This is a genomic window from Pseudomonas sp. Z3-6 (assembly GCF_051131985.1).
GTDB lineage: Bacteria > Pseudomonadota > Gammaproteobacteria > Pseudomonadales > Pseudomonadaceae > Aquipseudomonas > Aquipseudomonas zanjanensis.
In genome coordinates this window covers 1,108,876-1,134,652 of the sequence record NZ_CP071644.1, presented here as the reverse complement: position 1 = coordinate 1,134,652, position 25,777 = coordinate 1,108,876, and the positions used below count along the sequence as shown (strand labels likewise).

Genomic DNA, 25,777 nt, shown 5'->3' with positions numbered 1-25,777 from the left:
ACAAGTCGAGTGTCTATCACCGACAAGGACTGTCATGAGCCTGTTCATCCGCGATAGCGCCTGTTCACAGCGCCGGGATTGCATCTACCCGGAAAAACAACTCAGCACCCGCCTGGGCTACCCTTCTGTGCGCGACTTTGAAGTGCATCAGACGACCGACGGGCGCGGCCACGGCATCATCGCCCGCAAGCCCTTCGCGCCCATGACGAGGATGTGCAGGGTGTCGGGGTTGCTGGTGAGTCGACGGCGCCGGGACACGTTGCAAATCCTGCCGAACGTGCACATGTATGACCCACGCTTCGCCGGATTGCTGCTGCACTCCTGCAATCCGAACGTGTTCCTCGACATGAGCGAACTGTGGTTATGGTCACTGGCCCGTATCGATGAAGGTGACTGCCTGACGATGGACTACGCCAGTACCGAACAGAAACTGTACCGGCAGTTCGCCTGCCGCTGCGGTTCGTACAACTGTCATGGCTGGATTACCGGCTATGACGAACCGCCCAATGAGCAGGGAATGACATTTCTACGGCACTGGCGTCGTCAATGTCACCGCGACTGACGAGCCTCAGTCAGGGCGCGCCAACCGGACGCAGCCGATACTGCGGCGGCAATTGCTCGAAACCGCTGATCGTGGTGTCCAGGCTCTTCCAGCGTCCGTCCTTGATGCCGTAGATGCAGCCATGAATCGACAGTTTCTGCCCACGGTGCCAGGCGTTCTGCACGATGCTGGTATGGCCGACGTTGGCGACCTGCTGGATCACGTTGAGTTCGCACAGGCGATCCACACGCTCCTCTTCGGTCGGCAACTGGCCCAACGCCTCGCGATGCTCGTAGTACAGGTCGCGAATCGAGCGCAGCCAGCCGTCGATCAGGCCCAGTTGCTGGTTCTGCATCGAGGCACGCACACCACCACAGCCATAGTGGCCAGTGACCAGGATGTGTTTGACCTTGAGCACGTCCACGGCGTACTGGATCACCGACAGGCAGTTGAGGTCGGTGTGCAGCACCACGTTGGCCACGTTGCGGTGCACGAACAGATCACCCGGCAGCATGCCGACGATCTCGTTGGCCGGCACCCGCGCATCGGAACAGCCGATCCACAGGTACTCGGGGGTTTGCTGACGAGCCAGCTTGGCGAAAAAGTCAGGATCCTCCTGCTTGATCGCATCGGCCCAACGCGCGTTGTTATCAATCAGATCTTGTAATTCGTTCATGCTGTCTAGCCTCGATAGAGAGTGCGCAACTGTGACAGACGACCGCCGGTCGGGGTCACGTCGGTGATGCATTGGAATTCCTGGCTGCGCTGCCGGTCGACACCAGTAAGGCCCACAGTATGAGGAATTGCCATGAATGATTCACGACGCCCCTTCGACGCGACGCAGCCGGAACCCATCGACGACAACGAGGATCGGATGGGCTCGATGCATGAGTTGGAGTTCGACGACGAACAGCCCAGCGCGAAAATCGGCGACGAATTGCCGCAAGGCGAACGCGAACAGCTGATGCCGCGTGAGCGCGTGCGTGAAGCGGGCATGACCGGCGCCTCGACGGATGACCATCAATCCACCGATGACGACATGAGCCCGGAAACCCTCATCCGCGAAGACGGCGCTCGGGACGCCTCCGAGGCCGGCGACGACGAGCAGGCGGATTGGGACCTGAGCGTCGTGAACGAAAATGATATTGGCGGAGGCGATGGGCTGGACGAAGCGGAAATGGCCGATATCGATCCGTTGGATGGCAAGCGCTGACCCGACCCTGTGGGAGCGAGCCTGCTCGCGAAAGCGGTGGGTCAGCCTGTATCAAATGTCGGATGGGCCGAAGCCATCGCGAGCAGGCTCGCTCCCACATTGGTTTTGTGTATGACCTCAGGTTTGATGTACCCCACCAATACCCTGTGGGAGCGGGCTTGCTCGCGAAAGCGATGGTTCAGTTCGCATCGATGCTGGATGTACCGCCGTCTTCGCGAGCAAGCCCGCTCCCACAGGGGGTCGTGGCCGTTCAGTCCACCAAGGTACACGCCATGACCACCGCATCCTCGCGCCCACCCACCGCCGGGTAATAATCCCGGCGCCGGCCCACTTCGTTGAAGCCATAGCGCTCATACAGCCTGAACGCCGTGCGGTTGCTGTCGCGCACTTCCAGGAAACATTCCCGGGCCTCGGCCTTGTAGGCGATCGACATCAGGTGTTCCAGCAGGCGCAAGCCCAGGCCACGGCCCTGGTTTTCCGGCTTGACGGTGATGTTGAGCAGGTGCGCCTCGTCCAGGATGATCTGCACCACCCCATGGCCGACTTGCTGCTGGCCTTCGAACATCAGCCAGATCTGGTACTTGCCCAGCCCGTCGAGAAATATCCCGCGGGTCCAGGGGTGGCTGTAGGCCGCGTATTCGATTTTCAGTACAGCGTCGAGGTCCGCCTCGGTCATCGGGCGGAACGATACAGCGTCACTCATTCGATTCTTTCCAGCGCGCCATCAGCCGGCGCATGGCTTGCCAGACATCAGCCTTGCGCTGTGGCGTTTCCATTAACAATTCCAGCCCGGGCAACGCCCAGGCCGAGCCCAGGCCTTCGACCTGCAATTCGCGATTGAACGCCTCGGCATCCGCCTCGCCGGCAAACTTCACCGCTGGCAGGCCGATCAGCCACAGGCACACGCAGGGCTCGTCTTCGAGCCGCGCCGAAACGAAGCCCTGGACGAAATCCCGCGCCGCTTCCGGCCCCTGGTCCATGGTGCCTCGCGACAACAGCGGCCACCGCACCGGTTCGCCAATGATCTGCGGGCTGTCCGGCAGACCGGCGGCGCGCAGCATGTCCTTGAGCAGCAGGTAGGCCGGATCGCGGCTTTGAAACGGCTCGCCCGTGGGCAACTCCACCAACAGCAGGCAACGCCCGGCCCGCAGCAGTTGCAGGGCGAAACGCGGCGGGGCGACATAGGGGGCCTTGGGCGGTGCCTCGACCACCTCTTCCACCGGTTTGGCATTGGTGCGGGTCGAGGCCAGGCTCGGGCGAGGCACTTCGATTTTTGGCCGCTCAGGTGCGGCGGCTGGCGTCTCGGCGACCGTCTTGGCCACAGGCGCCGTCACGACCGGCGCGACGTACTCGGGCTCGGGCGTTTCCAACAGCTCGGGCCGCGACGGGGCGGCGAACGGCAATTCGGTACGCGGCAGCCAGTTGACCACCTGCATGGCGGTCAGATAGGCGCGGCGACGGGACTCGATAAGCAAGGGTCGGCCACTTGTGGATAACTGAAAGTGGAAGCGATTCTACCGCCCTTCGACGCGGATCGCTTCCCTGTGAGTCAATTATCGATCAATAGGGAACGACAGTCCGTCCAAGGGGTGAATCGCAACCGGCCCGATGCAGTACAATCGCCGCTTTTAATTGCCAACCCGACGGCCATTGCGATGATCGAACCCAAGCGCGTCTTGCGCGCCCTCGCTGAACACTGGGCATTGCTGGAACCTTTGTGCGAGCACTTCGACCAGGGCACCCTGAGCCTCAACGAATTGCGTTCACAGCTGGCCGCCCAACAACTGGACAGCACGCCCCAGGACATCACCAACCTGCTGGACGTGTGGATCCGCCTGGACATCCTCGTGCCGGTGGCGAAAAGCCCGAACCGCTTCGAGCTCAACGCCCAGATCCATGACTTCCTCGCCTACCTGCGCCGCGAACACCGCCTGGGCCTGTGTTTGGAAATCGAAGCCTACCTGCGTCACCTCGAACGCCTGGCCGGCTACATCCAGGATGCCTTCGATGTGCGCGACGGCAACGACCTGGCCCGCCAGTTGCGCCTGCTGGACATGCGCGTGCGCGACGTCCTGAAGAAACTGGCCAACGACGAACAGGCCCTTGTCGCCGTGGCCGAACGGGCCAAGACCAGTGACCGGCAGATCCCGCTGCGCCAGCGCTATGCCGAAGTGCTGGCGACCTGGGACGAATACGTCGAGCCGATGATCCAGTTGGTGAACGCCGACGGCGCGTTCGAGCAAGGCGTGCGCAAGGTCGAGAACGTGCTGTTGCGCATGCTCACCGAACAGCAGCGCCTCGGCCACCTGGTGGACGACGACATGCTGCTGCGCACCCACGCGCGCATCCTGGAGATGCAGACCAGCGCCCAGCTGACCCTGCGCCACGCCCGGGAACTGCTTTTGCCGTTGCGCGAAGAGGCCCGCCGCCATAACGCCGTGACCCGTGGTGCCGCCCTGGCCCTGGCGGCCATTCGCCGCAAAGGCATTGACGCCGTGCCGCAAGCGGCCATGCCGCTGTTCACCCGGCCGCAAAGCACCTTCCTGGGCAGCGCCAGCCAGGTTGAAGCCTACGTCTATGCCCTGGCCCGCTTCGAACCGAAACCGGCGCGTTTCCCCAAGTCCCACAAGACCCACAAGGGTGGCGAAGCGCCGCGTGCGCCACGCACCGTGCGCGAGATGGTCGAGCGCTGCGAAGACGCCCTGCCGATGCCGGACTTGATGACTTGGCTGCTGGAGCAGGAGCCGGACGGCGCCACCGACGAATTGCTGTACTGGTTCTCGCGCCTGTCGCGGGAAAAACGTTTCAAGCGCGAGCGTCTGGAACGCCGCGAATACCACACTCACGAGCATCAGGTCAGCCTGCGCTCCTTCGCCCTGCTCTCGGCCGGCGACATCGCCGCCGAGGATTCTGCGAGCATCCCCCATGCATCTTGATCTATCCGAACTGTCCCAGCTGGCGCCGATCTTCCGCGAGCTGTTCAAGGGTTACCACGTCAGCCGCCGCGACCCGGAACTGTACGCGCAGTTGTCGAACTTCCAGGACCAGTACCGCACGCTGTTCAAGGCCCTGGGCTTCGAACTGGTCTGCGACACCCGTGGTTTCTACTACTTCGTGCCGGACCTGGCCGCCGCGGCGGTGAACAAGACCGCCCAGCGCCTGGCCCTGTTCACCTTCATCCTCGTCGAGCACCTGGCCGACCAGGGCCGCGATCCCATCGCCGTGCTTGACGGCGGCAGCCTGGGCCGCGATGAGCTGCCTTCATTGCTGGAGAAATACCGCGACCTGTTCATCCAGGCCGAAGTACAGACCCAGGAAGAGCTGGAAGAAAAAATCATGCGCCGCATGACCCAACTGGGTTTTGCCAGCGAAGAAAACGGCGTGTACCGCTTCTTGCCGCCGATGCATCGCTTCCTCGACGTCTGCCTGTCCGTCCAGCAGGACCGCGACCTGGCCGCCAGCCTGCACAGCGTGCTGCCGCTACCGGCACCGGTATTGATCGATGAAGACAGCGACGAAAAACTGCTGCAGACCGATGATCCGCTGGACCTCAGCGAATTCGAAGGTGAAAGCGAAGAAGACGCACTGGCCCGCGCCATTGCCGAAGAACAGGAGACCGACGCATGAGCAAGGAACGCTACGGCATCCGCCGCTTTGCCCTTTTGAACACCGCCGGCTACAGCCTGGGCTTGTTCCCCCTGGAAGAACCGTTGTCGGTGTATGGCGCGAACAACCTGGGTAAATCCGCCTCGATCAACGCCTTGCAGTTCCCGATCCTGGCGCGCATGTCGGACATGAGCTTCGGCAAGTACAGCCTGGAACAATCCCGGCGTTTCTACTTTGCCTCGGACACCAGCTACATCTTGGTGGAAGTCGCCCTGCCCCACGGCCCACACGTGATTGGCGTGGTCGGTCGCGGCCCTGGCGGTGGTTTCGGTCACCAGTTCTTTGCCTATGCCGGCAAACTGGACCTGGCCCACTATCAGAAAAATGACACCTGCCTGCGCCAGAAAGAGCTGTTCACCAACCTGGAGCGCGAAGGCCTGAAAGCCTACGAACTCAAGCCGGATGAACTGCGCCGCCTGCTGGTGGGTGGTCACACCTCGATCCCGCTGGACCTGACGCTGATCCCGCTGCGCTCCACCAGCGAGCAAAGCCTCAAGACCTTCCGCGCACTGTTTATCAACCTGCTGCACATGCGCGAAATCACCGCGGCCAAGCTCAAGCAACTGTTCCTCGATGCGTTCGAACACAGCCTGCGCTCCGGCAGCGTGGACTACATCGCCGCGTGCGAAGAAGCCTTCCGCGATGTACGACGCATGGAGCAGGACTACAACTCCCTGGTGGCAGCCGGTCCGCTGGTGGAAGCCTTGGCCAATGGCGTGAAGCAGCGGGACATCCTGCGCGGCAAATTGCATCGCCTCTCGCCGTTGCTCGACTCACTGCTGGGCACCTGGTCGGACTACGCCAGCGCGCGCAAGGAAGAGCTAACCATCCAGGCCGAACACTACCGCAACGAGCAGGATTCGCTGCAGAACGACCAGCGCGGCGGCACCCAGGAGCTGATGCGCCTGGAGCGGGAAATCAGCGGCATCCAGCGCTGGATCGGCGAGCTGTCGGTGCTCAAGAACCGCTTCGCCCTGGTGGATGACGTCAAGGTCCTGGAGCAACAACTGCTCGCCGCCAAGGACGCCCACGACGAACTGGCCGGCGCCCTGGCCCACTCCCGGCAGTTCAGCGCCGAAGACTTGGAAGAACGTCTGCGGGACCTGGAAAAGCGCCTGAAGTCGGTCAAGCAACAACTCGATCACGCCGACAACAACAGCTACGCCCGCCTGCGGGAAGAGTTCTCCCAGCAGGACGTGGAACGCCTGATGCGCTTGTTCAACAGCGCCCTGTTCAGCCTGCCGCTGGGCGAACACGGCATCGCGTTGGACGAGAACGGCGAGTGGGTCAAATCCATGGAGCTGATCCTCGACGGCTTCAAGGGCGAGCGTTTCGAAGTGCCGGGCCTGTCCATCGACCTGTCCCACATCGAGCCGCCGGCCCTGCAAGCCCTGGCCGACCGTGCCGCGCTGCGGGACCAGAAAGAGCGCTTGGAAAAAGAGCTCAAGCAGCTCAAGACCCAGCAAGCCGTGGCCGCCGACCGCGCCGCGAGCAAGACCCAGACCGAGGCGCTGTACCAGCAGGTCCTGGACGCACAGAAAGCCCTGGAGGATTTCCGTCGCACCCAGACCTTGAGCGCCGAGGAAGGCGAGAAACTCGAGCAACTGGCGCAGATGGAAGCCGCCCAGGACGAGCTGAAGCGCTCCAGCGATGCGTTCACCGAACGCGTCCAGCAGCTGTCCGCCAAGTTGCAACTGGTGGGCCGGCAGATCGCCGACATGGAAGCCAAGCAGCGCACCCTCGACGACGCCCTGCGCCGCCGTCAATTGCTGCCGGCGGACCTGCCGTTCGGCACGCCGTTCATGGACCCGGTCGATGACTCCATGGACAACCTGCTGCCGCTGCTCAACGATTACCAGGACAGCTGGCAAGGACTGCTGCGGGTCGACGGCCAGATCGAAGCGTTGTATGCCCAAGTGCGCCTCAAGGGCGTGGCCAAGTTCGACAGCGAAGACGACATGGAGCGGCGCCTGCAACTGCTGATCAACGCCTATGCCCACCGCACCGACGAGGCCCTGACCCTGGGCAAGGCGCGTCGTGCGGCCGTGACCGATATCGCCCGGACCCTGCGCAACATCCGCAGCGACTACGACAGCCTCGAGCATCAACTGGCGCTGTTCAACCGCGAGATCAACAAGCGCCAGGTGTCCAACCTGCAGAGCTTCCGTATCGTCCTGGCACCGAACAAGGAAGCGCTCAAGCACATCGACCAGATCATCCACAGCGCCGGCCAGTACGAAGAAGGCGAGACGCTGTCGGTGTTCGACCTCAGCCAGAGCGCCGAGCAGGACAACAAGAACGAAGAAGCCAAGGAATACCTGGCGCGGCTGGTGGCGGCGAACCACAACCAGCTCGGCCTCAAGGACCTGTTCGAGCTGGCGTTCGAGATCACCAAGGTCAACGGCCAGCCGGTGATCCACACCGACATCGACGGTGCGGCGTCCAACGGCACCACCATGACCATCAAGGCGCTGACCAACATGTACTTGTTGCTGCACCTGATGGACCGCGAACAGGCCGGTCGCGTGCGCCTGCCGTACTACCTGGACGAAGCGGCGGACATCGACGAGAAAAACCAGGCCGCGCTGCTGGAAACCAGTCTGCAACTGGGCTTCGTGCCGATCCTTGCCAGTGTAAAGCCGCAAGTCTGCGCCAGTGTCGCCATCGACCTGGAAGGCGGCAGCGGCCCGAACGGCATCTACATCGACGAAGCGGACTGGAAATACATCCGTCGTCACGATGCGGTGAAGGCCACGGTGAATGTCCAGGCCGATGAGCCGGAGCTGGATTCGGTGTGATGTGAATCTCTGGATGTGAAAAAGGCCGCGATCCATTGGATCGCGGCCTTTTTTGTTATCGCATACTCTGTGGCGAGGGAGCTTGCTCCCGCTCGACTGCGCAGCGGTCGCAGACTTTGGGGCCGCTACGCCCGAAGCGTCGGACCGGCTCAGCGGGAGCAAGCTCCCTCGCCACAGGCATCACATTCAAATAGCTTACTTGCCGAGACTGATCTTCGGTGCCCAGGTCAGCCATTCATCTTCAAACTTGTCGAACAACGGGAAGGTTTGCTCCGGTCGCGCCGGGTTGCCCATCCGCTCACCATCCGGCGTTGCGAACGCAATGCCGCCCTGGATCAACGTTTCAAGGGACTCGGTTCGCACCGTCGCGCCCTTGAACAGACCGAAGTCCAGACCGAAGCCACTGCTGTTCCAGAAGCGAGAGCCGCTGCGCACCAGTGGTGCATACTTGGGCTCGATCAGGATATGGATCAGCACCCGGTCCGCCGTCTGGCCAAGTTCATAACCTGTGACCTTGCCCACCGTGATTTCCCGATAGGTGACCGGCACGCCGATCTTCAACGAACCACGGCGGGCTGCGCTCAGCACCAGGCTGAGACCGGCCTCGGGTATAGCGCTTTCCGGCGGGTTGGCCAGGGCCACGAAGCTTTTCTGTGGCCCAAGGTTTTTCACCGAAGGCTGCACTTCAACGTATTGGCCTGTGACCAGCGTCTCCAGGTTGGAGGTCTTCATCAACCCCAACTCAGGCTTGACCACCCAGAACTGCGACCCGACCCGGGCGATGCGCTCCGGCACTTCGGTGATACGCGCAGTGAGCAACACCGATTGCATGTCGGCGCTGAGATCGACACCTTCGATCTTGCCCACGTCCAGCCCTTTGAAACGGATCGGCGTACCACTGCGCAAGCCATCGGCGCGGTCGACCTTGATCGTCACCACGGTGCCGCGCTGTTGTGCGGCTTCGTGATCGGCAAACAGCCGGAAACGCGGAATGCGTCTTTTCAGTGGCACATTGGGTTCCGGCGTTTCGAAGGCAATCCCGCCGGCCATCAGGCTTTGCAAGGATTCGCTCTTGACCTGGATCCCCCCTGTCAAACCGCCCGTGAGCGTGATGCCACTGGCGTTCCAGAACCGTGTCGAGCCGTTGACCAGCCCTTCATATTCCTTCTCGATGTGTACACCAATGATCAGTTGCTTCTTTTTGCGAGAAAACTGGTAGCTCTGCACCGAGCCGACCTTGACCTGCTTGTAGAGAATCGGACTGCCTACTTCCAGGGAACCGAGGTTTTCGGTCAGCAGGACCAAATGCAGGCCCGGTGAACGCAAGTCCAGCGGTGGCGCCTTGGCCCGGGCTTCGTACTCGCGCTGCGGCGCGCCCCCCTTGTCACCCGGTCGCACGGCGATGTAGTTGCCCTTGACCAAGGCTTCCAGGCCGGTGATACCCGCCAGGGAGATCGACGGCTTGACGACCCAGAACTGCGTGCCGGTCACCAGGTAATCTTCGGCCAACGGGTCCAGGGTCAGTTCGGCCGTGGCACTGGCCAGATCCGGATCGACCTTGAGGGTCTTCAGACTGCCGACCTGAATGCCCTTGTACATCACAGGTGTGCGACCGGCCTGCAAGCCTTCGAAGTCGCTGAGCTTGACCTTCACGCGAATGCCCGCTGCCGCTGCATCGAAGTCTTCGTAAAGGCGGAAGGGCAGGCTTGGATCCGTCGGCGGACTGTCCTTGCGGCTTTCCGGCGTGGCGAAGGCGATGCCTCCGGCCACAATGCTGGCCAGGGACTCACTGCGCACTTTGACGCCCGAGAGGTTGGCATCGATGCTGATGCCACTGGCGTTCCAGAAACGCGTGTGTTTACGCACCAGGCTGGCGTAGGTCGGCTCGATGAAGATCTTGATTTCAACAGTGCGCTGGTCTTCGGACAACAGGTAGCTTTTCACCTGGCCAACCTGGATCTGCTTGTAGAAAACCGGACTGCCACGGTCCAGCGACCCCAAGCGCTCAGCCTTCACAGTCAGGTGCAAACCCGGCTTGGAATCCGACAGCGGCGGCTCTTCGACCAGGGCCTTGAATTTACGGGTCGACTCGCCTTCGCCCGGACTGATCGCCACGTAGTTGCCCGATACCAGGGTTTCCAGGCCGGTGATCCCGGCCAGGCTCACGCTCGGCTTGACCAACCAGAAACGTGTTCCGCTCTTGAGGTATTGCCCGACATCCTTGTTCATCTCGATGGTTGCGATGACGCCCTTCGAGCTGCCTTCATCATCGAGCGTGAGGTCTTTGACTTTGCCGACCGTCATGCCTTTGTAGACGACCTCGGTTTTGTTGACCTGAATCCCTTCACCGCTCTCAAAGCGCACATTGATTTCGATTCCGGTCTCGTTATAAGCCCGCCAGCCGAGCCAGCCGCCGATGATCAACGCAATCAGCGGCAGGACCCAGATGGCCGACCAGTTCGAAGCCGGTCGGGTTTTAGCGGTAGGCAAATCAGTCATGGTCGTTATCCGACTCCGTGTTATCCCAAATCAGTCGGGGATCGAAAGTTACTGCGGCAATCATTGTCAAAATCACTACGCTGGCGAAAGCAATCGCACCGAGACCGGCTTCGACACTGGCGAGTCGTCCAAAATTCACCACCGCCACCAGGATGGCGATCACGAAAATATCCAGCATCGACCAACGCCCAATGAACTCGATGAAACGGTACATCAGGATGCGTTGCCGCGCCGACATGGGCTGGTGCCGCTGTACGGAAAACAGTAACAAGGCGATGCCCACCAGTTTGAAGGTGGGCACGAGGATACTGGCGATGAACACCACGGCGGCGATAGGAATCATGCCGTGCTGAACCAACTCAATGACACCGGCCATGATGGTGCTCGGGGCGCCTTGGCCCAGCGAGTTGATGGTCATGATCGGCAGCATATTGGCCGGGATATAAAGAATCGCGGCAGTGATCAACAACGCCCAGGTCCGCATCAAGCTGTTCGGGCGACGGGGATGGACCAGTGCGCCGCAGCGAGTACAGGTTTGGTTGTCGGTTTCGGCGTCTTGTCGATTCAACTCATGGCATTCCGTACAAACCAGAATGCCGGCATCAATCGCCCGCATGGGCATCTTCTCCTGATAACGCCTGCCAGATCTGATGCGGTGACATCACCACTTCCAGCCAGACCTGAACAAGTAACAAACTGATGAAGCACACCAAGCCAAGGCCTACGGTGATGGCCGCCATGTCTGCCAACTTGACGATGGCCACCAGCACGCCCATGAGGTAAACCTCGAGCATCCCCCAATCCCGTAGATGGTGATAAATGCGGTACAGCAACAAACCGTAGCTACGGCCGATATCCAAGCGAATGGTCAGCAATACCGCCAACTGACAAAGCAACTTGAGCAGCGGAATGCCCATGCTGCACAAAAACACAACGACCGAGACGCCTTGCATGCCGGTATCGAACAAACCCACTACTCCGCTCCAAACGGTGTCCTGGGAGGACTGCCCGAGCAGATTGAGTTGCATGATGGGTAAGAAGTTGGCTGGCACAAATAACAGCAAGGCAGCAATCACCAAGGCAAGGCTGCGTTCGACTACATTGTGTCTGTGGGCATACAGCTCGTAACCACAGCGGGGGCACTCGGCTTTTTCGCCATTGGCCAATTGGGGCTTGCGCATCAACAGGTCGCATTCATGACACGCCACCAGATCGCTCAGGGGTAGATCTGACAACCTATCAGTGTCTGACGGATCGGGCATAAACAGCTCTGGCTCAGCTAAGGTGGGGCTATTCTAGTGCTCCAGCTCGAAAATAACTGTGCAAATTTATCACGAGCTTTCGCAGAGTTTTATGGCGGGCAAAACAAAACCCCTACCTGCATCAGCAGATAGGGGTTTCGGAATTTAATCTTGACGATGACCTACTCTCACATGGGGAAACCCCACACTACCATCGGCGATGCATCGTTTCACTGCTGAGTTCGGGATGGGATCAGGTGGTTCCAATGCTCTATGGTCGTCAAGAAATTCGGGTACCGAGTCGTGGCCTGATGGCCTCGCTTCAGCAAATTGGGTATGTGACAGCTTTCGGTGTTTTGTGAGATTCGAACTTTCGGTTCGTTTCGTCTTCACACACCGCAATCTGGCGCTCTTTCGAGTCAGCAAATTGCTTGGGTGTTATATGGTCAAGCCTCACGGGCAATTAGTACAGGTTAGCTCAACGCCTCACAGCGCTTACACACCCTGCCTATCAACGTCGTAGTCTTCGACGGCCCTTCAGGGGACTCAAGGTCCCAGTGAGATCTCATCTTGAGGCAAGTTTCCCGCTTAGATGCTTTCAGCGGTTATCTTTCCCGAACATAGCTACCCGGCAATGCCACTGGCGTGACAACCGGAACACCAGAGGTTCGTCCACTCCGGTCCTCTCGTACTAGGAGCAGCCCCTCTCAAATCTCAAACGTCCACGGCAGATAGGGACCGAACTGTCTCACGACGTTCTAAACCCAGCTCGCGTACCACTTTAAATGGCGAACAGCCATACCCTTGGGACCGGCTTCAGCCCCAGGATGTGATGAGCCGACATCGAGGTGCCAAACACCGCCGTCGATATGAACTCTTGGGCGGTATCAGCCTGTTATCCCCGGAGTACCTTTTATCCGTTGAGCGATGGCCCTTCCATACAGAACCACCGGATCACTAAGACCTACTTTCGTACCTGCTCGACGTGTCTGTCTCGCAGTCAAGCGCGCTTTTGCCTTTATACTCTACGACCGATTTCCGACCGGTCTGAGCGCACCTTCGTACTCCTCCGTTACTCTTTAGGAGGAGACCGCCCCAGTCAAACTACCCACCATACACTGTCCTCGATCCGGATAACGGACCTGAGTTAGAACCTCAAAGTTGCCAGGGTGGTATTTCAAGGATGGCTCCACGCAGACTGGCGTCCACGCTTCAAAGCCTCCCACCTATCCTACACAAGCAAATTCAAAGTCCAGTGCAAAGCTATAGTAAAGGTTCACGGGGTCTTTCCGTCTAGCCGCGGATACACTGCATCTTCACAGCGATTTCAATTTCACTGAGTCTCGGGTGGAGACAGCGCCGCCATCGTTACGCCATTCGTGCAGGTCGGAACTTACCCGACAAGGAATTTCGCTACCTTAGGACCGTTATAGTTACGGCCGCCGTTTACCGGGGCTTCGATCAAGAGCTTCGCGTTAGCTAACCCCATCAATTAACCTTCCGGCACCGGGCAGGCGTCACACCCTATACGTCCACTTTCGTGTTTGCAGAGTGCTGTGTTTTTAATAAACAGTCGCAGCGGCCTGGTATCTTCGACCGGCGTGGGCTTACGCAGCAAGTGCTTCACCCTCACCGGCGCACCTTCTCCCGAAGTTACGGTGCCATTTTGCCTAGTTCCTTCACCCGAGTTCTCTCAAGCGCCTTGGTATTCTCTACCCAACCACCTGTGTCGGTTTGGGGTACGGTTCCTGGTTACCTGAAGCTTAGAAGCTTTTCTTGGAAGCATGGCATCAACCACTTCGTCACCCAAAGGGTAACTCGTCATCAGCTCTCGGCCTTGGAATCCCGGATTTACCTAAGATTCCAGCCTACCACCTTAAACTTGGACAACCAACGCCAAGCTGGCCTAGCCTTCTCCGTCCCTCCATCGCAATAACCAGAAGTACAGGAATATTAACCTGTTTTCCATCGACTACGCTTTTCAGCCTCGCCTTAGGGACCGACTAACCCTGCGTCGATTAACGTTGCGCAGGAAACCTTGGTCTTTCGGCGTGGGTGTTTTTCACACCCATTGTCGTTACTCATGTCAGCATTCGCACTTCTGATACCTCCAGCAAGCTTCTCAACTCACCTTCACAGGCTTACAGAACGCTCCTCTACCGCATCACTTACGTGATACCCGTAGCTTCGGTGTATGGTTTGAGCCCCGTTACATCTTCCGCGCAGGCCGACTCGACTAGTGAGCTATTACGCTTTCTTTAAAGGGTGGCTGCTTCTAAGCCAACCTCCTAGCTGTCTAAGCCTTCCCACATCGTTTCCCACTTAACCATAACTTTGGGACCTTAGCTGACGGTCTGGGTTGTTTCCCTTTTCACGACGGACGTTAGCACCCGCCGTGTGTCTCCCATGCTCGGCACTTGTAGGTATTCGGAGTTTGCATCGGTTTGGTAAGTCGGGATGACCCCCTAGCCGAAACAGTGCTCTACCCCCTACAGTGATACATGAGGCGCTACCTAAATAGCTTTCGAGGAGAACCAGCTATCTCCGAGCTTGATTAGCCTTTCACTCCGATCCACAGGTCATCCGCTAACTTTTCAACGGTAGTCGGTTCGGTCCTCCAGTTAGTGTTACCCAACCTTCAACCTGCCCATGGATAGATCGCCCGGTTTCGGGTCTATTCCCAGCGACTAGACGCCCTATTAAGACTCGCTTTCGCTACGCCTCCCCTATTCGGTTAAGCTCGCCACTGAAAATAAGTCGCTGACCCATTATACAAAAGGTACGCAGTCACCCAACAAAGTGGGCTCCCACTGCTTGTACGCATACGGTTTCAGGATCTATTTCACTCCCCTCTCCGGGGTTCTTTTCGCCTTTCCCTCACGGTACTAGTTCACTATCGGTCAGTCAGTAGTATTTAGCCTTGGAGGATGGTCCCCCCATATTCAGACAAAGTTTCTCGTGCTCCGTCCTACTCGATTTCACTTCTAAGATCCTTTCGCGTACAGGGCTATCACCCACTATGGCCGCACTTTCCAGAGCGTTCCGCTAAAATCAAAGAAGCTTAAGGGCTAGTCCCCGTTCGCTCGCCACTACTAAGGGAATCTCGGTTGATTTCTTTTCCTCAGGGTACTTAGATGTTTCAGTTCCCCTGGTTCGCCTCTTGCACCTATGTATTCAGTACAAGATAACCATCTTATGATGGCTGGGTTCCCCCATTCAGACATCTCCGGATCAAAGTCTGTTTGCCGACTCCCCGAAGCTTTTCGCAGGCTACCACGTCTTTCATCGCCTCTGACTGCCAAGGCATCCACCGTATGCGCTTCTTCACTTGACCATATAACCCCAAGCAATCTGGTTATACTGTGAAGACGACATTCGCCGAAAATTCGAATTTCTCAACTAAGAGAACTCACAAATTTTACCTTAGCCTGATCCGTTACCAGTGAAAGTAACGTTCAGTCTATCTTTCTATCACATACCCAAATTTTTAAAGAACGATCTAATCAAAAGACTAGAAATCAACATTCACCATCACCTTGATGGAATGCTCATTTCTAAGCTTTCAGAAGCAGTTTATGGTGGAGCCAAGCGGGATCGAACCGCTGACCTCCTGCGTGCAAGGCAGGCGCTCTCCCAGCTGAGCTATGGCCCCATAACAAAATTGGTGGGTCTGGGCAGATTCGAACTGCCGACCTCACCCTTATCAGGGGTGCGCTCTAACCAACTGAGCTACAGACCCAATTTCGAGCTTGTAACTGTTAGCTGTGAGCTATCAGCTTGGAGCTTAAAGCTGCTTCTATCGTCTTCTTCAATGAATCAAGCAATTCGTGTGGGAGCTCATGAAGCAGCTGCGGTCGTCGATTAAGGAGGTGATCCAGCCGCAGGTTCCCCTACGGCTACCTTGTTACGACTTCACCCCAGTCATGAATCACACCGTGGTAACCGTCCTCCCGAAGGTTAGACTAGCTACTTCTGGTGCAACCCACTCCCATGGTGTGACGGGCGGTGTGTACAAGGCCCGGGAACGTATTCACCGCGACATTCTGATTCGCGATTACTAGCGATTCCGACTTCACGCAGTCGAGTTGCAGACTGCGATCCGGACTACGATCGGTTTTGTGGGATTAGCTCCACCTCGCGGCTTGGCAACCCTCTGTACCGACCATTGTAGCACGTGTGTAGCCCAGGCCGTAAGGGCCATGATGACTTGACGTCATCCCCACCTTCCTCCGGTTTGTCACCGGCAGTCTCCTTAGAGTGCCCACCATAACGTGCTGGTAACTAAGGACAAGGGTTGCGCTCGTTACGGGACTTAACCCAACATCTCACGACACGAGCTGACGACAGCCATGCAGCACCTGTCTCAATGTTCCCGAAGGCACCAATCCATCTCTGGAAAGTTCATTGGATGTCAAGGCCTGGTAAGGTTCTTCGCGTTGCTTCGAATTAAACCACATGCTCCACCGCTTGTGCGGGCCCCCGTCAATTCATTTGAGTTTTAACCTTGCGGCCGTACTCCCCAGGCGGTCAACTTAATGCGTTAGCTGCGCCACTAAGAGCTCAAGGCTCCCAACGGCTAGTTGACATCGTTTACGGCGTGGACTACCAGGGTATCTAATCCTGTTTGCTCCCCACGCTTTCGCACCTCAGTGTCAGTATCAGTCCAGGTGGTCGCCTTCGCCACTGGTGTTCCTTCCTATATCTACGCATTTCACCGCTACACAGGAAATTCCACCACCCTCTACCATACTCTAGCTCGACAGTTTTGAATGCAGTTCCCAGGTTGAGCCCGGGGCTTTCACATCCAACTTAACGAACCACCTACGCGCGCTTTACGCCCAGTAATTCCGATTAACGCTTGCACCCTCTGTATTACCGCGGCTGCTGGCACAGAGTTAGCCGGTGCTTATTCTGTCGGTAACGTCAAAACACTAACGTATTAGGTTAATGCCCTTCCTCCCAACTTAAAGTGCTTTACAATCCGAAGACCTTCTTCACACACGCGGCATGGCTGGATCAGGCTTTCGCCCATTGTCCAATATTCCCCACTGCTGCCTCCCGTAGGAGTCTGGACCGTGTCTCAGTTCCAGTGTGACTGATCATCCTCTCAGACCAGTTACGGATCGTCGCCTTGGTGAGCCATTACCCCACCAACTAGCTAATCCGACCTAGGCTCATCTGATAGCGCAAGGCCCGAAGGTCCCCTGCTTTCTCCCGTAGGACGTATGCGGTATTAGCGTCCGTTTCCGAGCGTTATCCCCCACTACCAGGCAGATTCCTAGGCATTACTCACCCGTCCGCCGCTCTCAAGAGGTGCAAGCACCTCTCTACCGCTCGACTTGCATGTGTTAGGCCTGCCGCCAGCGTTCAATCTGAGCCATGATCAAACTCTTCAGTTCAAACATCTTTGGGTTTTGAGAAAACCCTAAACTTGGCTCAGCAATCGTTGGTTACATCTTTGATTTCTCGCGGAGTAACTTGTGATGCTGATAATCTGTTGACTAGCAGTCTGACTCCACAAGCACCCACACGAATTGCTTGATTCAGTTGTTAAAGAGCGGCTGGCTGAGTCTTTCGTCTCAACCGAGGCGCGCATTCTACAGCGCCCCGTGTATCTGTCAAGCGGTTATTTTAAGAAGTTTTCAAAGTTTCGCTTCGGAAACATCAACAACTTCAACCACTTGCGCTTCCGATCTCTCGTTAGAGGGAGGCGAATTCTACAGCGTTACTCGCTGCTGTCAACACCTCTTTTTTCACCGCTTTCGACCGAGAAGATCGAACCGCCGATAGAGCCAAACATCACCGCTCTACCTGCTCCTTCCAAACTTCGATGAACTGAAGCCCTACACCCTCGAAACCTACTTAACTCATTGAAACTCAAGGAGTTTTCAGTTTCGACTGCGCCGGAAGTGGGGCGAATTATAGACTTCCAGAATCTGCCGTCAACCCCTAATTACGCTTTTGTTGCAGAAGATACTTTCCTACCCAGCAAACGCGGGATCCGACGCATAACCGACGGCACCCTTAGCACTAATAGTGCGGCACCTATAAAGGCGTATATCGCCCATTCTTTCAGATCCGCCCGCACGATCCACAGCATATGCAGCAGCCCCAGCCCCAGAATCAGATACACCAGGCGATGCAGTTTCTTCCAGCGCACCCCCAATCGTCGCTGACTGTAGCGATTGGATGTAACCGCCAATGCCAATAGCCCGAGAAACCCAAGCGCCCCCACAATAATATAAGGCCGCTTACTCAACTCGACGCCCAACTGCGACCAGTCGAACCCCAATATGAACGCCGCATACCCACTTAAATGCAGCACCACATAAGCAAAGCACCACAACCCCAACTGACGCCTGACTGCAATCCACCCCACCCACCCCGTCAATTTCTGCAACGGCGTCATGCTCAAGGTGATCAACAACAGGATCAGCGTCCCCAACCCGAGCCGATCCACCAGCACTTTGCCCGGGTCAGGACCCAACGAATTCATCAAGGCCTCGTAAAGCCAGAACAACGGCCAGACCGCCGCCGCGATGAAGAGGCTGATTCGCCAGACTGGAAAACGCATCAGTAGTCCTTCCTCAGGTCCATCCCTGCATATAAAGAAGCGACTTCATCCTGATAGCCGTTGAACATCAGCGTGTCGCGCACATTGGGACTGAACAGCCCGCTCGGCAAACGGCGCTCACGTGCCTGGGTCCAACGCGGGTGATCGACTGTTGGATTGACGTTGGCATAGAAACCGTATTCGTCAGACGCAATGCTTTGCCACGTGCTCTTCGGCTGCTCGCTCACCAGACTGATGCGCACGATGGACTTCACACTTTTGAACCCATACTTCCAAGGAACCACCAACCGCAGCGGCGCGCCGTTCTGGTTCGGCAACTCCCGCCCGTACATCCCCACCGCGAGGATCGCCAACGGGTTCATCGCCTCGTCCAAACGCAGCCCCTCCACATACGGCCAGTCGATCAAGGCGAAACCGGAACGCTGCCCCGGCATGACCTTGGGGTCCTGCAGGGTTTCGAAGCGGATGTACTTGGCCTTTGAGGTCGGCTCGACTTGCTTGAGCAATGCGGAGATGGGAAAGCCGATCCACGGAATAACCATGGACCAGGCCTCGACACAGCGCAGCCGATAAATCCGCTCTTCCAGTTGATAAGGCTTCATGAAGTCTTCCAACCCATAGCGCCCCGGCTTACCCACCTCCCCGTCCACCACCACGCTCCAGGGCTCGGCCTTCAAGGAGCCGGCATTGGCTGCCGGGTCCCCTTTGTCGGTGCCGAACTCATAGAAGTTGTTGTAATGGGTCGCGTCCTTGAACGGTGTGATCGCCTCATTCTTGACCGTGACCGCCTCCCATTGGACCGAAGGCAGTTTCTCGGCAAACCAGGACGGCGCCTTGCCCGGTTCGACATCGGCATAACGCGCCGCATCGGCAGCGCTGGCCCATTGCGGCAAGCTGCTCACGGCGAGACCCGCCATGGTTGCACCGAGCATCTGGCGACGAGATAGATAGAAGGATTCGGGCGTGACGTCCGATTCACGGCAGTCGGACGACTTGGGGATCTTGATCAGCATGACAACTCCGCAGTATTGGAGGGCAGGTGCACCAATAGACTGCGGAGTATGGGGGAAATTACATTAAGGCAACGTTTAGCGTCGGCGAAGACGCAACAAGTACTGCACCGGGCCGGAAGCCGCATAGGCGAGGAATACCAGCAGCAGGATACGCGGCGGATCACTGAACACCACGGCGAATACCAGCACCACCGCTAGAATCGCAACGAACGGCACACGCCCCTTCAGATCCAGCTCCTTGAAGCTGTTGTACTTGATGTTGCTGACCATCAGCATCCCCGCCGCGGCAACCAGCAGCGCCACCAGGAACGACATTTTTGAACCCTGGATGCCATAGTCGCTGAATGCCCAGACTACACCCGCCACGACACCCGCCGCAGCCGGACTGGCCAGGCCGATAAAGTAACGCTTGTCAGCCTTGCCGACCTGGGTGTTGAAACGCGCCAGGCGCAACGCCGCACCCGCCACATAGATGAAGGCGACCATCCAGCCGACCTTGCCCATGTCTCCCAGCGCCCAGCCGAACGCCAGCAAGGCGGGCGCCACGCCAAACGCGACCATGTCGGACAGCGAATCATATTCGGCGCCGAACGCGCTTTGGGTATTGGTCATGCGGGCGACGCGCCCGTCCAGGCCATCGAGCACCATGGCGACGAAGATCGCAATGGCGGCGAACGCGAAGTAACGGCTCGCCCCTGCGCTATCGCCGGCGCTCAAGGCGGCCTGGGCGCTCATGGAGCTGATGATGGAATAGAAACCGGCGAACAGGTTCGCGGTGGTGAACAGATTCGGCAGCAGATAGATGCCACGATGCCGGACCTTTCGGCCTTCAGCGTCATGGCCTTCTTCGATATGTTCATCGATGGGCAACAGGCTTTCGGCGTCAGGAGCCTGGTTTGGCTCGTCGGGACGTTCGCTCATGGACAATACCTTGCAACGGTGTGAAAAAATTCGACAGATGTCTGGGACGACGGTTCGGCCGCAAACGATGCAGCTTTATACCAGAAGCCATCGCCCAAACGAAAAAACGCGGCCAAGGCCGCGTTTTTCGATCAAGCTCGCGACTTAGTTCTTGGCTTTGTCGACGATCTTGTTGGCACCGATCCACGGCATCATCGAACGCAGTTGCTCGCCGATGATTTCGATACCGTGGGCGGCGTTGTTGCGACGCTTGGCGGTCATCGAAGGATAGCCGGTGGCGCCTTCGCTGATGAACATCTTGGCGTATTCGCCGTCCTGGATACGTTTCAGGGCGTTGCGCATGGCCTGGCGGGATTCGGCGTTGATGACTTCCGGACCGGTCACGTACTCGCCGTACTCGGCGTTGTTGGAGATCGAGTAGTTCATGTTGGCGATACCGCCTTCGTACATGAGGTCAACGATCAGCTTCAGTTCGTGCAGGCATTCGAAGTAGGCCATTTCTGGCGCGTAGCCGGCTTCAACCAGGGTTTCGAAACCGGCCTTGACCAGTTCGACGGTACCGCCACACAGAACGGCTTGCTCGCCGAACAGGTCGGTTTCGGTCTCGTCCTTGAAGGTGGTTTCGATGATGCCGGTACGACCGCCACCCACGCCAGCGGCGTAGGACAGGGCCACGTTCTTGGCGTTGCCGGATGCGTCCTGGTAGATCGCGATCAGGTCAGGGATACCGCCGCCCTTCACAAACTCGGAACGCACGGTGTGACCCGGGGCCTTCGGCGCGATCATGATCACGTCAAGGTCGGCACGTGGCACGACCTGGTTGTAGTGGATCGCGAAGCCGTGGGAGAAGGCCAGGGTGGCGCCTTTCTTGATGTTCGGTTCGATTTCGTTCTTGTACAGCGCCGATTGGAACTCGTCCGGGGTCAGGATCATGACCAGGTCGGCAGCGGCAACGGCAGAAGCCACGTCGGTCACTTTCAGGCCGTGGGCCTCGGCCTTGGCAACGGTGGCCGAGCCTTTACGCAGGCCGACAGTTACGTCAACGCCGGAATCTTTCAGGTTGCACGCCTGGGCGTGGCCTTGGGAACCGTAACCAATGATGGCGACTTTCTTGCCCTGGATGATCGACAGGTCGCAATCTTTATCGTAGAAAACTTTCATGAATTTCCCCTATATCTGGCCATTCAGGCCATTCGCTAATTTGGTTTAGATGCTCAGTACTTTGTCGCCACGGGCAATCCCGGTGACGCCACTGCGTACGGTTTCCAGAATCGAGGCAGTGCCGATCGATTGGATGAAGCTGTCGAGCTTGTCGCTGGTACCGGTCAACTGAACGGTATAGACGCTGGCGCTGACATCGACGATCTGCCCACGATAAATATCGGTAGTACGCTTGATCTCGGCGCGCTGGGCGCCGGTGGCCTTGACCTTGACCAGCATCAGTTCACGCTCGATGTGAGCGCTTTCCGACAGGTCCACCAGCTTGACCACCTCGATCAGCTTGTTCAGGTTCTTGGTGATCTGCTCGATGACTTCATCGTGCCCCACGGTGGTCAGCGTCAGACGCGACAAAGTCGGGTCTTCGGTGGGTGCCACGGTCAGGCTTTCGATGTTGTAGTTGCGCTGCGAGAACAGGCCTACAACACGAGACAGCGCACCCGGTTCGTTTTCCAGAAGCAAGGAAATAATGTGTCGCATGATTAGGTACGCTCCGTCTTGCTCAGCCACATATCGCGCATGGAGCCGTCTTTGATCTGCATCGGGTAGACGTGCTCGCTGGTATCGACCGCAATATCGATCACCACGAGGCGATCCTTCATGGCGAACGCTTCCTCCATCTTCGACTTCAAGTCCTTCGATTCGGTGATGCGCACGCCAACGTGACCGTAGGCCTCCGCCAGCTTGACGAAATCAGGCAGCGATTCCATGTAGGAGTGCGAGTGACGGCTGCCATAGCTCATGTCCTGCCACTGGCGAACCATCCCCAACACACCGTTGTTCAGGATCACGATCTTCACCGGCAAACCGTATTGCAGGCAGGTGGACAGTTCCTGGATGTTCATCTGGATGCTGCCCTCGCCCGTGACGCAGGCGACATCGGCTTGCGGAAAGCTCAACTTGATGCCCATGGCCGCCGGAAAACCGAAGCCCATGGTGCCCAGGCCGCCGGAGTTGATCCAGCGGTTGGGTTTGTCGAACTTGTAGTATTGCGCGGCGAACATCTGGTGCTGGCCCACGTCGGAGGTCACAAAGGCATCGCCCTTGGTCACTTCGCACAGGGTTTCGATCACGGTCTGCGGCTTGATCACGCTGCCGTCGCCCTTGTCATAAGGGAACAGGCCGCGATCGCCACGCCATTCATCAACTTGCTTCCACCAGCTGGCCACGGACTCCTTGTTCGGAACCTCGCCGATTTCCTTGAGAATGGCGACCATTTCGGTCAGCACGCTCTCTACAGGACCGACAATCGGCACGTCTGCCTTGATGGTCTTGGAGATGGACGCCGGGTCGATGTCGATGTGGATGATCTTGGCGTTCGGGCAGAATTTCGCCGCGCCGTTGATCACACGGTCGTCGAAACGCGCGCCGACCGCGAGGATGACATCGGCGTGGTGCATCGCCAGGTTGGCGGTGTAGCTGCCGTGCATGCCGAGCATGCCAATGAACTGACGGTCCGAACCCGGGAACGCACCCAGGCCCATCAGCGTATTGGTGACCGGCAGGTTGAGCATTTTGGCCAACTCGGTCAGCGGCGCGGAGCCACCACCGAGGATCACGCCACCACCGGAGTACAACACCGGGCGCTTGGCCGCCAGCAGCATTTCGGCGGCCTTGCGGATTTGCCCGGAATGACCACGGACCGCCGGGCTGTAGGAACGCAGCTTGGCTTTTTTCGGGAAGATGTATTCGAACTTCTCGGCCGGGTTGGTCATGTCTTTGGGGACGTCGACCACGACCGGACCCGGACGGCCGGATTCGGCCAGGTAGAAGGCCTTCTTCATGACTTCCGGGATTTCCGACGCGTGCTTGATCATGAAGCTGTGCTTCACGATCGGCCGGGAGATACCGATCATGTCGGTTTCCTGGAATGCATCGGTGCCCACCATGGTGCTGGGCACCTGGCCGGAGATGATCACCATCGGGATGGAGTCCATGTACGCGGTGGCGATACCGGTGATGGCGTTCGTGGCGCCAGGACCGGAAGTCACCAGGACCACACCGGCCTTGCCGGTAGCACGGGCATAACCATCAGCCATATGGGTGGCCGCCTGCTCGTGACGAACCAGGATGTGGGTCACTTCCGGCTCTTTGAACAGGGCATCGTAGACATGAAGAAGAGCACCACCGGGGTACCCGTAGATATATTTGACGCCTTCGTCACGCAAAAAGCGGACGAGCATCTCACCGCCAGATAAAAGCTCCACGTTGTTCACCTCTAAAACGCCAGAATACCGACCCACAAAAGGGGACGGGTCTTAATAGGTTTACTTCTCGGCAGAGCATGAGCGACGGTGGTCGCCGACTACGTCAGCACTGACTGAGCAAGTATTGGGATCGTCCCAAGTGTTGCGGGCCTTTCCCACCCAGCGCGAGGTAACGCGTTGCGGGTGTAACAGGTCGGCGCGGATATGCGCCTCATGATCTGCCGAGTGGGTCTGCTTCTGGCAGTCCCTCTACAGCGGACTTTGGATTCTTCTGTTTCGCCTCCTTCAAGTCAAGTCGTCTATGTGCTTTATTCGAAGTAAGCGCATGAGAACGCAAGAAAAAACCCTTAAACGGCAACTGTGTTAGCTTCAATTGCGCAATCCAAGACAAGGAAACAGCATGCGAATGATGTTATTGACGGCCAGCCTGCTGGTGGGCCTGAGCCCGATGAGCATGGCCGGCCAGATCTATAAATGGGTGGACGCCCAAGGCGTGACCCACTTTGGCGCCCAACCGCCCCAAGGCGTGGAAGCGACGACCGTGGGCAAGTCCGCGACGCCAGCGCCCAAACCACTGCCCCCCGCTTCAGGTGGGGTCGTTGGCGATCAAAAGGCCATCGACCAACAGGTCAAGAAAGAGGTTGCCGAGCAGGAAGCCCAGCTCAAGGCGTTCTGCGAACAGGCCCGGACCAACCTGGCGCAATTGCAGAACAACCCCAGGGTGCGCGAAGACGTGGAGGGGGAAATGCGCCGCCTCACGGATGAAGAGCGACGCCAGCGGATCGATGAGACCCGCCAGCAGATCGAGGAACACTGCCAGTAATGGCGATCAGCCGACGTCGCTGATCAACTGATCGAACTGCGCCAGCAGCCGCTGCAACTGGGCGCCCTGCCCTGGCCGCTGGGCATAGACCATCTCGGCCATGGCAAGGATGCCCGAGGCGTTGGGCAGCGGCAGGTCGTTTTCCAGGATGGCTTTCATCCTGGGCAGGAAAATCCATTGCAGCCACTGCTCGAAATCCAGGGTGTCGACCGCGAACGGCTCGACACTGGCGAGCGCCTGCGCCGAAGGTGAAACATCGCTCCACCAGCCCTGGACCCGCAGCTCCCGCTCGATCAGCAGCAACTGATCGGCGATTTGGGGAAAACGCGTATCCATCAGAGCGAAACCTTGGCCTTCTGACGGGCCAACGCCGCGCCAGCCGAATCGCCTTGTTTCTCACGAGCCTGGGCGATCAATTCCCACAGGCTGGCCTGAAGTGCCGGGCGACCACTGGCGAAGGTCAGGCCACGGCGGGCCAATTGCTCGGCTTGCGGCGCATCGCCCTGGGCCATACGCACCTGGGCCAGGCGATAAAGCACTTGTGGCTCACGTGGCGCCACACGTTGGGCACGCTCCAGGCTGGAGGAGGCGCCGTTGAGGTCGCCGCCGGCCTGCTGTTGTTGTGCCGTGGTCAGCAGGGCCAACACCGGGCCGTCCAGTTGCTCATCGGCGGACAAGCCACCGGCACTGGCCGACGGGATGCTGCTCGGCGTCGAGGGCATGCTGTAGCTGCTCTGATCGATCGGCGAGGTTTCGATAGGGCCTGGCGTGATCGGGCCCGGCGTGATCGGCGTGCTGCTGATCGGCGCCGAGGTCGTCGCGCCGCCACCGGGCACCATCACCACCACACCGGTGTCGCCTTGCGGAATCGCCTGGGCCTGGCCCTGCACGGGTCGTTTCACCGTCGTTTGACGGAAACCACCGTTGGCCGAGATCCGCTCGCTGTTGGACACAGCGGTGCCGGAGTCAACGACCGGAATCGAACCGCGTTGTACGGTAGAGCAACCGCTGAGCAAAGCCACGGCCGTTACCGCTGGAATCAACCACTTGTTCACTTGAAACC

21 protein-coding genes, 2 tRNA genes and 3 rRNA genes are annotated in these 25,777 nt (G+C 58.5%); 6 read left to right on the top strand and 20 right to left on the bottom strand.

Annotated elements, in window-relative coordinates:
• The first annotated feature begins 34 nt into the window (after positions 1-34).
• A complete protein-coding gene (locus tag J3P88_RS05160; protein WP_186704993.1) occupies positions 35-562 on the top strand; it encodes a lysine methyltransferase in 528 nt (175 codons plus the stop codon).
• Between the two features lie 10 nt (positions 563-572).
• Here the strand turns inward: J3P88_RS05160 and can are convergent, their stop codons facing one another.
• Both can and J3P88_RS05150 read right to left on the bottom strand, forming a co-directional pair.
• Positions 573-1,217 carry a carbonate dehydratase gene (can, locus tag J3P88_RS05155; protein ID WP_186704992.1) on the bottom strand — a complete coding sequence of 215 codons (645 nt, stop codon included), beginning with the start codon at positions 1,215-1,217 and terminating at the stop codon, positions 573-575.
• A 5-nt stretch (positions 1,218-1,222) separates the two neighbouring features.
• A complete protein-coding gene (locus J3P88_RS05150) occupies positions 1,223-1,351 on the bottom strand; it encodes a hypothetical protein (protein WP_264083867.1) in 129 nt (42 codons plus the stop codon).
• Between J3P88_RS05150 and J3P88_RS05145 the strand changes: the two genes are divergently transcribed.
• Positions 1,350-1,754 (top strand): serine kinase/phosphatase, encoded by a 405-nt coding sequence (locus J3P88_RS05145; protein ID WP_434574336.1) that lies wholly within the window; start codon positions 1,350-1,352, stop codon positions 1,752-1,754. The genes J3P88_RS05150 and J3P88_RS05145 overlap by 2 nt on opposite strands.
• A gap of 250 nt (positions 1,755-2,004) precedes the next feature.
• Here the strand turns inward: J3P88_RS05145 and rimI are convergent, their stop codons facing one another.
• Both rimI and J3P88_RS05135 read right to left on the bottom strand, forming a co-directional pair.
• A complete protein-coding gene (gene rimI, locus J3P88_RS05140; protein WP_047229376.1) occupies positions 2,005-2,457 on the bottom strand; it encodes a ribosomal protein S18-alanine N-acetyltransferase in 453 nt (150 codons plus the stop codon).
• Positions 2,450-3,229, bottom strand: coding sequence for an energy transducer TonB (locus tag J3P88_RS05135; RefSeq protein WP_434574333.1), 780 nt, complete (start codon positions 3,227-3,229; stop codon positions 2,450-2,452). Before J3P88_RS05135 ends, rimI begins: the two co-directional genes overlap by 8 nt.
• A gap of 180 nt (positions 3,230-3,409) precedes the next feature.
• On the opposite strand from J3P88_RS05135, the gene mksB reads away from it, so the two are divergent.
• Genes mksB through mksF form a run of 3 tightly spaced genes read left to right on the top strand, consistent with a single transcriptional unit; the run spans position 3,410 to position 8,218 of the window.
• Entirely contained in the window at positions 3,410-4,690 is a 1,281-nt protein-coding gene (gene mksB / locus J3P88_RS05130; RefSeq protein WP_186704989.1) for an Mks condensin complex protein MksB, read from the top strand.
• Positions 4,680-5,381: an Mks condensin complex protein MksE gene (gene mksE / locus J3P88_RS05125; protein ID WP_014340217.1), complete on the top strand. Its 702-nt coding sequence runs from the start codon at positions 4,680-4,682 to the stop codon at positions 5,379-5,381. Before mksB ends, mksE begins: the two co-directional genes overlap by 11 nt.
• Complete coding sequence (gene mksF, locus J3P88_RS05120) at positions 5,378-8,218, top strand: Mks condensin complex protein MksF (RefSeq protein WP_434574330.1); 2,841 nt, start codon at positions 5,378-5,380, stop codon at positions 8,216-8,218. Before mksE ends, mksF begins: the two co-directional genes overlap by 4 nt.
• Positions 8,219-8,413: 195 nt before the next feature.
• Here the strand turns inward: mksF and J3P88_RS05115 are convergent, their stop codons facing one another.
• The 14 genes from J3P88_RS05115 to J3P88_RS05050 all read right to left on the bottom strand — a co-directional run bounded on the left by J3P88_RS05115 (position 8,414) and on the right by J3P88_RS05050 (position 23,891).
• Positions 8,414-10,717, bottom strand: a complete 2,304-nt coding sequence (locus J3P88_RS05115) for a PqiB family protein (protein WP_186729801.1) — start codon at positions 10,715-10,717, stop codon at positions 8,414-8,416.
• Positions 10,710-11,333 (bottom strand): paraquat-inducible protein A, encoded by a 624-nt coding sequence (locus J3P88_RS05110; protein WP_434576356.1) that lies wholly within the window; start codon positions 11,331-11,333, stop codon positions 10,710-10,712. Before J3P88_RS05110 ends, J3P88_RS05115 begins: the two co-directional genes overlap by 8 nt.
• Positions 11,320-11,979, bottom strand: coding sequence for a paraquat-inducible protein A (locus J3P88_RS05105; protein WP_434574328.1), 660 nt, complete (start codon positions 11,977-11,979; stop codon positions 11,320-11,322). The genes J3P88_RS05110 and J3P88_RS05105 overlap by 14 nt, the downstream gene beginning before the upstream one ends.
• 148 nt (positions 11,980-12,127) lie before the next feature.
• Positions 12,128-12,243: ribosomal RNA gene (gene rrf, locus J3P88_RS05100) — 5S ribosomal RNA — on the bottom strand.
• 157 nt (positions 12,244-12,400) lie between these two features.
• Positions 12,401-15,292 (bottom strand): 23S ribosomal RNA (locus tag J3P88_RS05095).
• Positions 15,293-15,534: 242 nt separating this feature from the next.
• Positions 15,535-15,610, bottom strand: a tRNA-Ala gene (locus J3P88_RS05090).
• A 10-nt stretch (positions 15,611-15,620) separates the two neighbouring features.
• A tRNA-Ile gene (locus J3P88_RS05085) sits at positions 15,621-15,697 on the bottom strand.
• Positions 15,698-15,820: 123 nt separating this feature from the next.
• Positions 15,821-17,357, bottom strand: a 16S ribosomal RNA gene (locus tag J3P88_RS05080).
• Together the 16S, 23S and 5S rRNA genes with 2 tRNA genes alongside form the textbook arrangement of a ribosomal RNA operon.
• 554 nt (positions 17,358-17,911) lie before the next feature.
• Positions 17,912-18,532, bottom strand: a complete 621-nt coding sequence (msrQ, locus tag J3P88_RS05075; protein ID WP_434574326.1) for a protein-methionine-sulfoxide reductase heme-binding subunit MsrQ — start codon at positions 18,530-18,532, stop codon at positions 17,912-17,914.
• Positions 18,532-19,545, bottom strand: coding sequence for a protein-methionine-sulfoxide reductase catalytic subunit MsrP (gene msrP, locus J3P88_RS05070; RefSeq protein WP_434574325.1), 1,014 nt, complete (start codon positions 19,543-19,545; stop codon positions 18,532-18,534). The genes msrQ and msrP overlap by 1 nt, the downstream gene beginning before the upstream one ends.
• 75 nt (positions 19,546-19,620) lie before the next feature.
• Positions 19,621-20,466: a CDP-diacylglycerol--serine O-phosphatidyltransferase gene (gene pssA, locus J3P88_RS05065; protein ID WP_053125264.1), complete on the bottom strand. Its 846-nt coding sequence runs from the start codon at positions 20,464-20,466 to the stop codon at positions 19,621-19,623.
• A 144-nt stretch (positions 20,467-20,610) separates the two neighbouring features.
• Positions 20,611-21,627, bottom strand: coding sequence for a ketol-acid reductoisomerase (ilvC, locus tag J3P88_RS05060; protein ID WP_003185459.1), 1,017 nt, complete (start codon positions 21,625-21,627; stop codon positions 20,611-20,613).
• A gap of 45 nt (positions 21,628-21,672) precedes the next feature.
• Positions 21,673-22,164 carry an acetolactate synthase small subunit gene (gene ilvN, locus J3P88_RS05055; RefSeq protein WP_003176102.1) on the bottom strand — a complete coding sequence of 164 codons (492 nt, stop codon included), beginning with the start codon at positions 22,162-22,164 and terminating at the stop codon, positions 21,673-21,675.
• A gap of 2 nt (positions 22,165-22,166) precedes the next feature.
• The gene (locus J3P88_RS05050; RefSeq protein ID WP_186709149.1) at positions 22,167-23,891 is read right to left on the bottom strand and encodes an acetolactate synthase 3 large subunit; all 1,725 of its coding nucleotides are present in this window, start codon (positions 23,889-23,891) and stop codon (positions 22,167-22,169) included.
• A gap of 400 nt (positions 23,892-24,291) precedes the next feature.
• Between J3P88_RS05050 and J3P88_RS05045 the strand changes: the two genes are divergently transcribed.
• On the top strand, positions 24,292-24,714 hold the full coding sequence (locus J3P88_RS05045; protein WP_186709148.1) for a DUF4124 domain-containing protein: 423 nt from the start codon (positions 24,292-24,294) through the stop codon (positions 24,712-24,714).
• 6 nt (positions 24,715-24,720) lie between these two features.
• Here the strand turns inward: J3P88_RS05045 and J3P88_RS05040 are convergent, their stop codons facing one another.
• Together J3P88_RS05040 and J3P88_RS05035 are read right to left on the bottom strand one after the other, a co-directional pair.
• Complete coding sequence (locus J3P88_RS05040) at positions 24,721-25,050, bottom strand: YqcC family protein (protein ID WP_186709145.1); 330 nt, start codon at positions 25,048-25,050, stop codon at positions 24,721-24,723.
• A complete protein-coding gene (locus J3P88_RS05035; protein WP_434574321.1) occupies positions 25,050-25,769 on the bottom strand; it encodes a hypothetical protein in 720 nt (239 codons plus the stop codon). Before J3P88_RS05035 ends, J3P88_RS05040 begins: the two co-directional genes overlap by 1 nt.
• Positions 25,770-25,777: the final 8 nt, after the last annotated feature.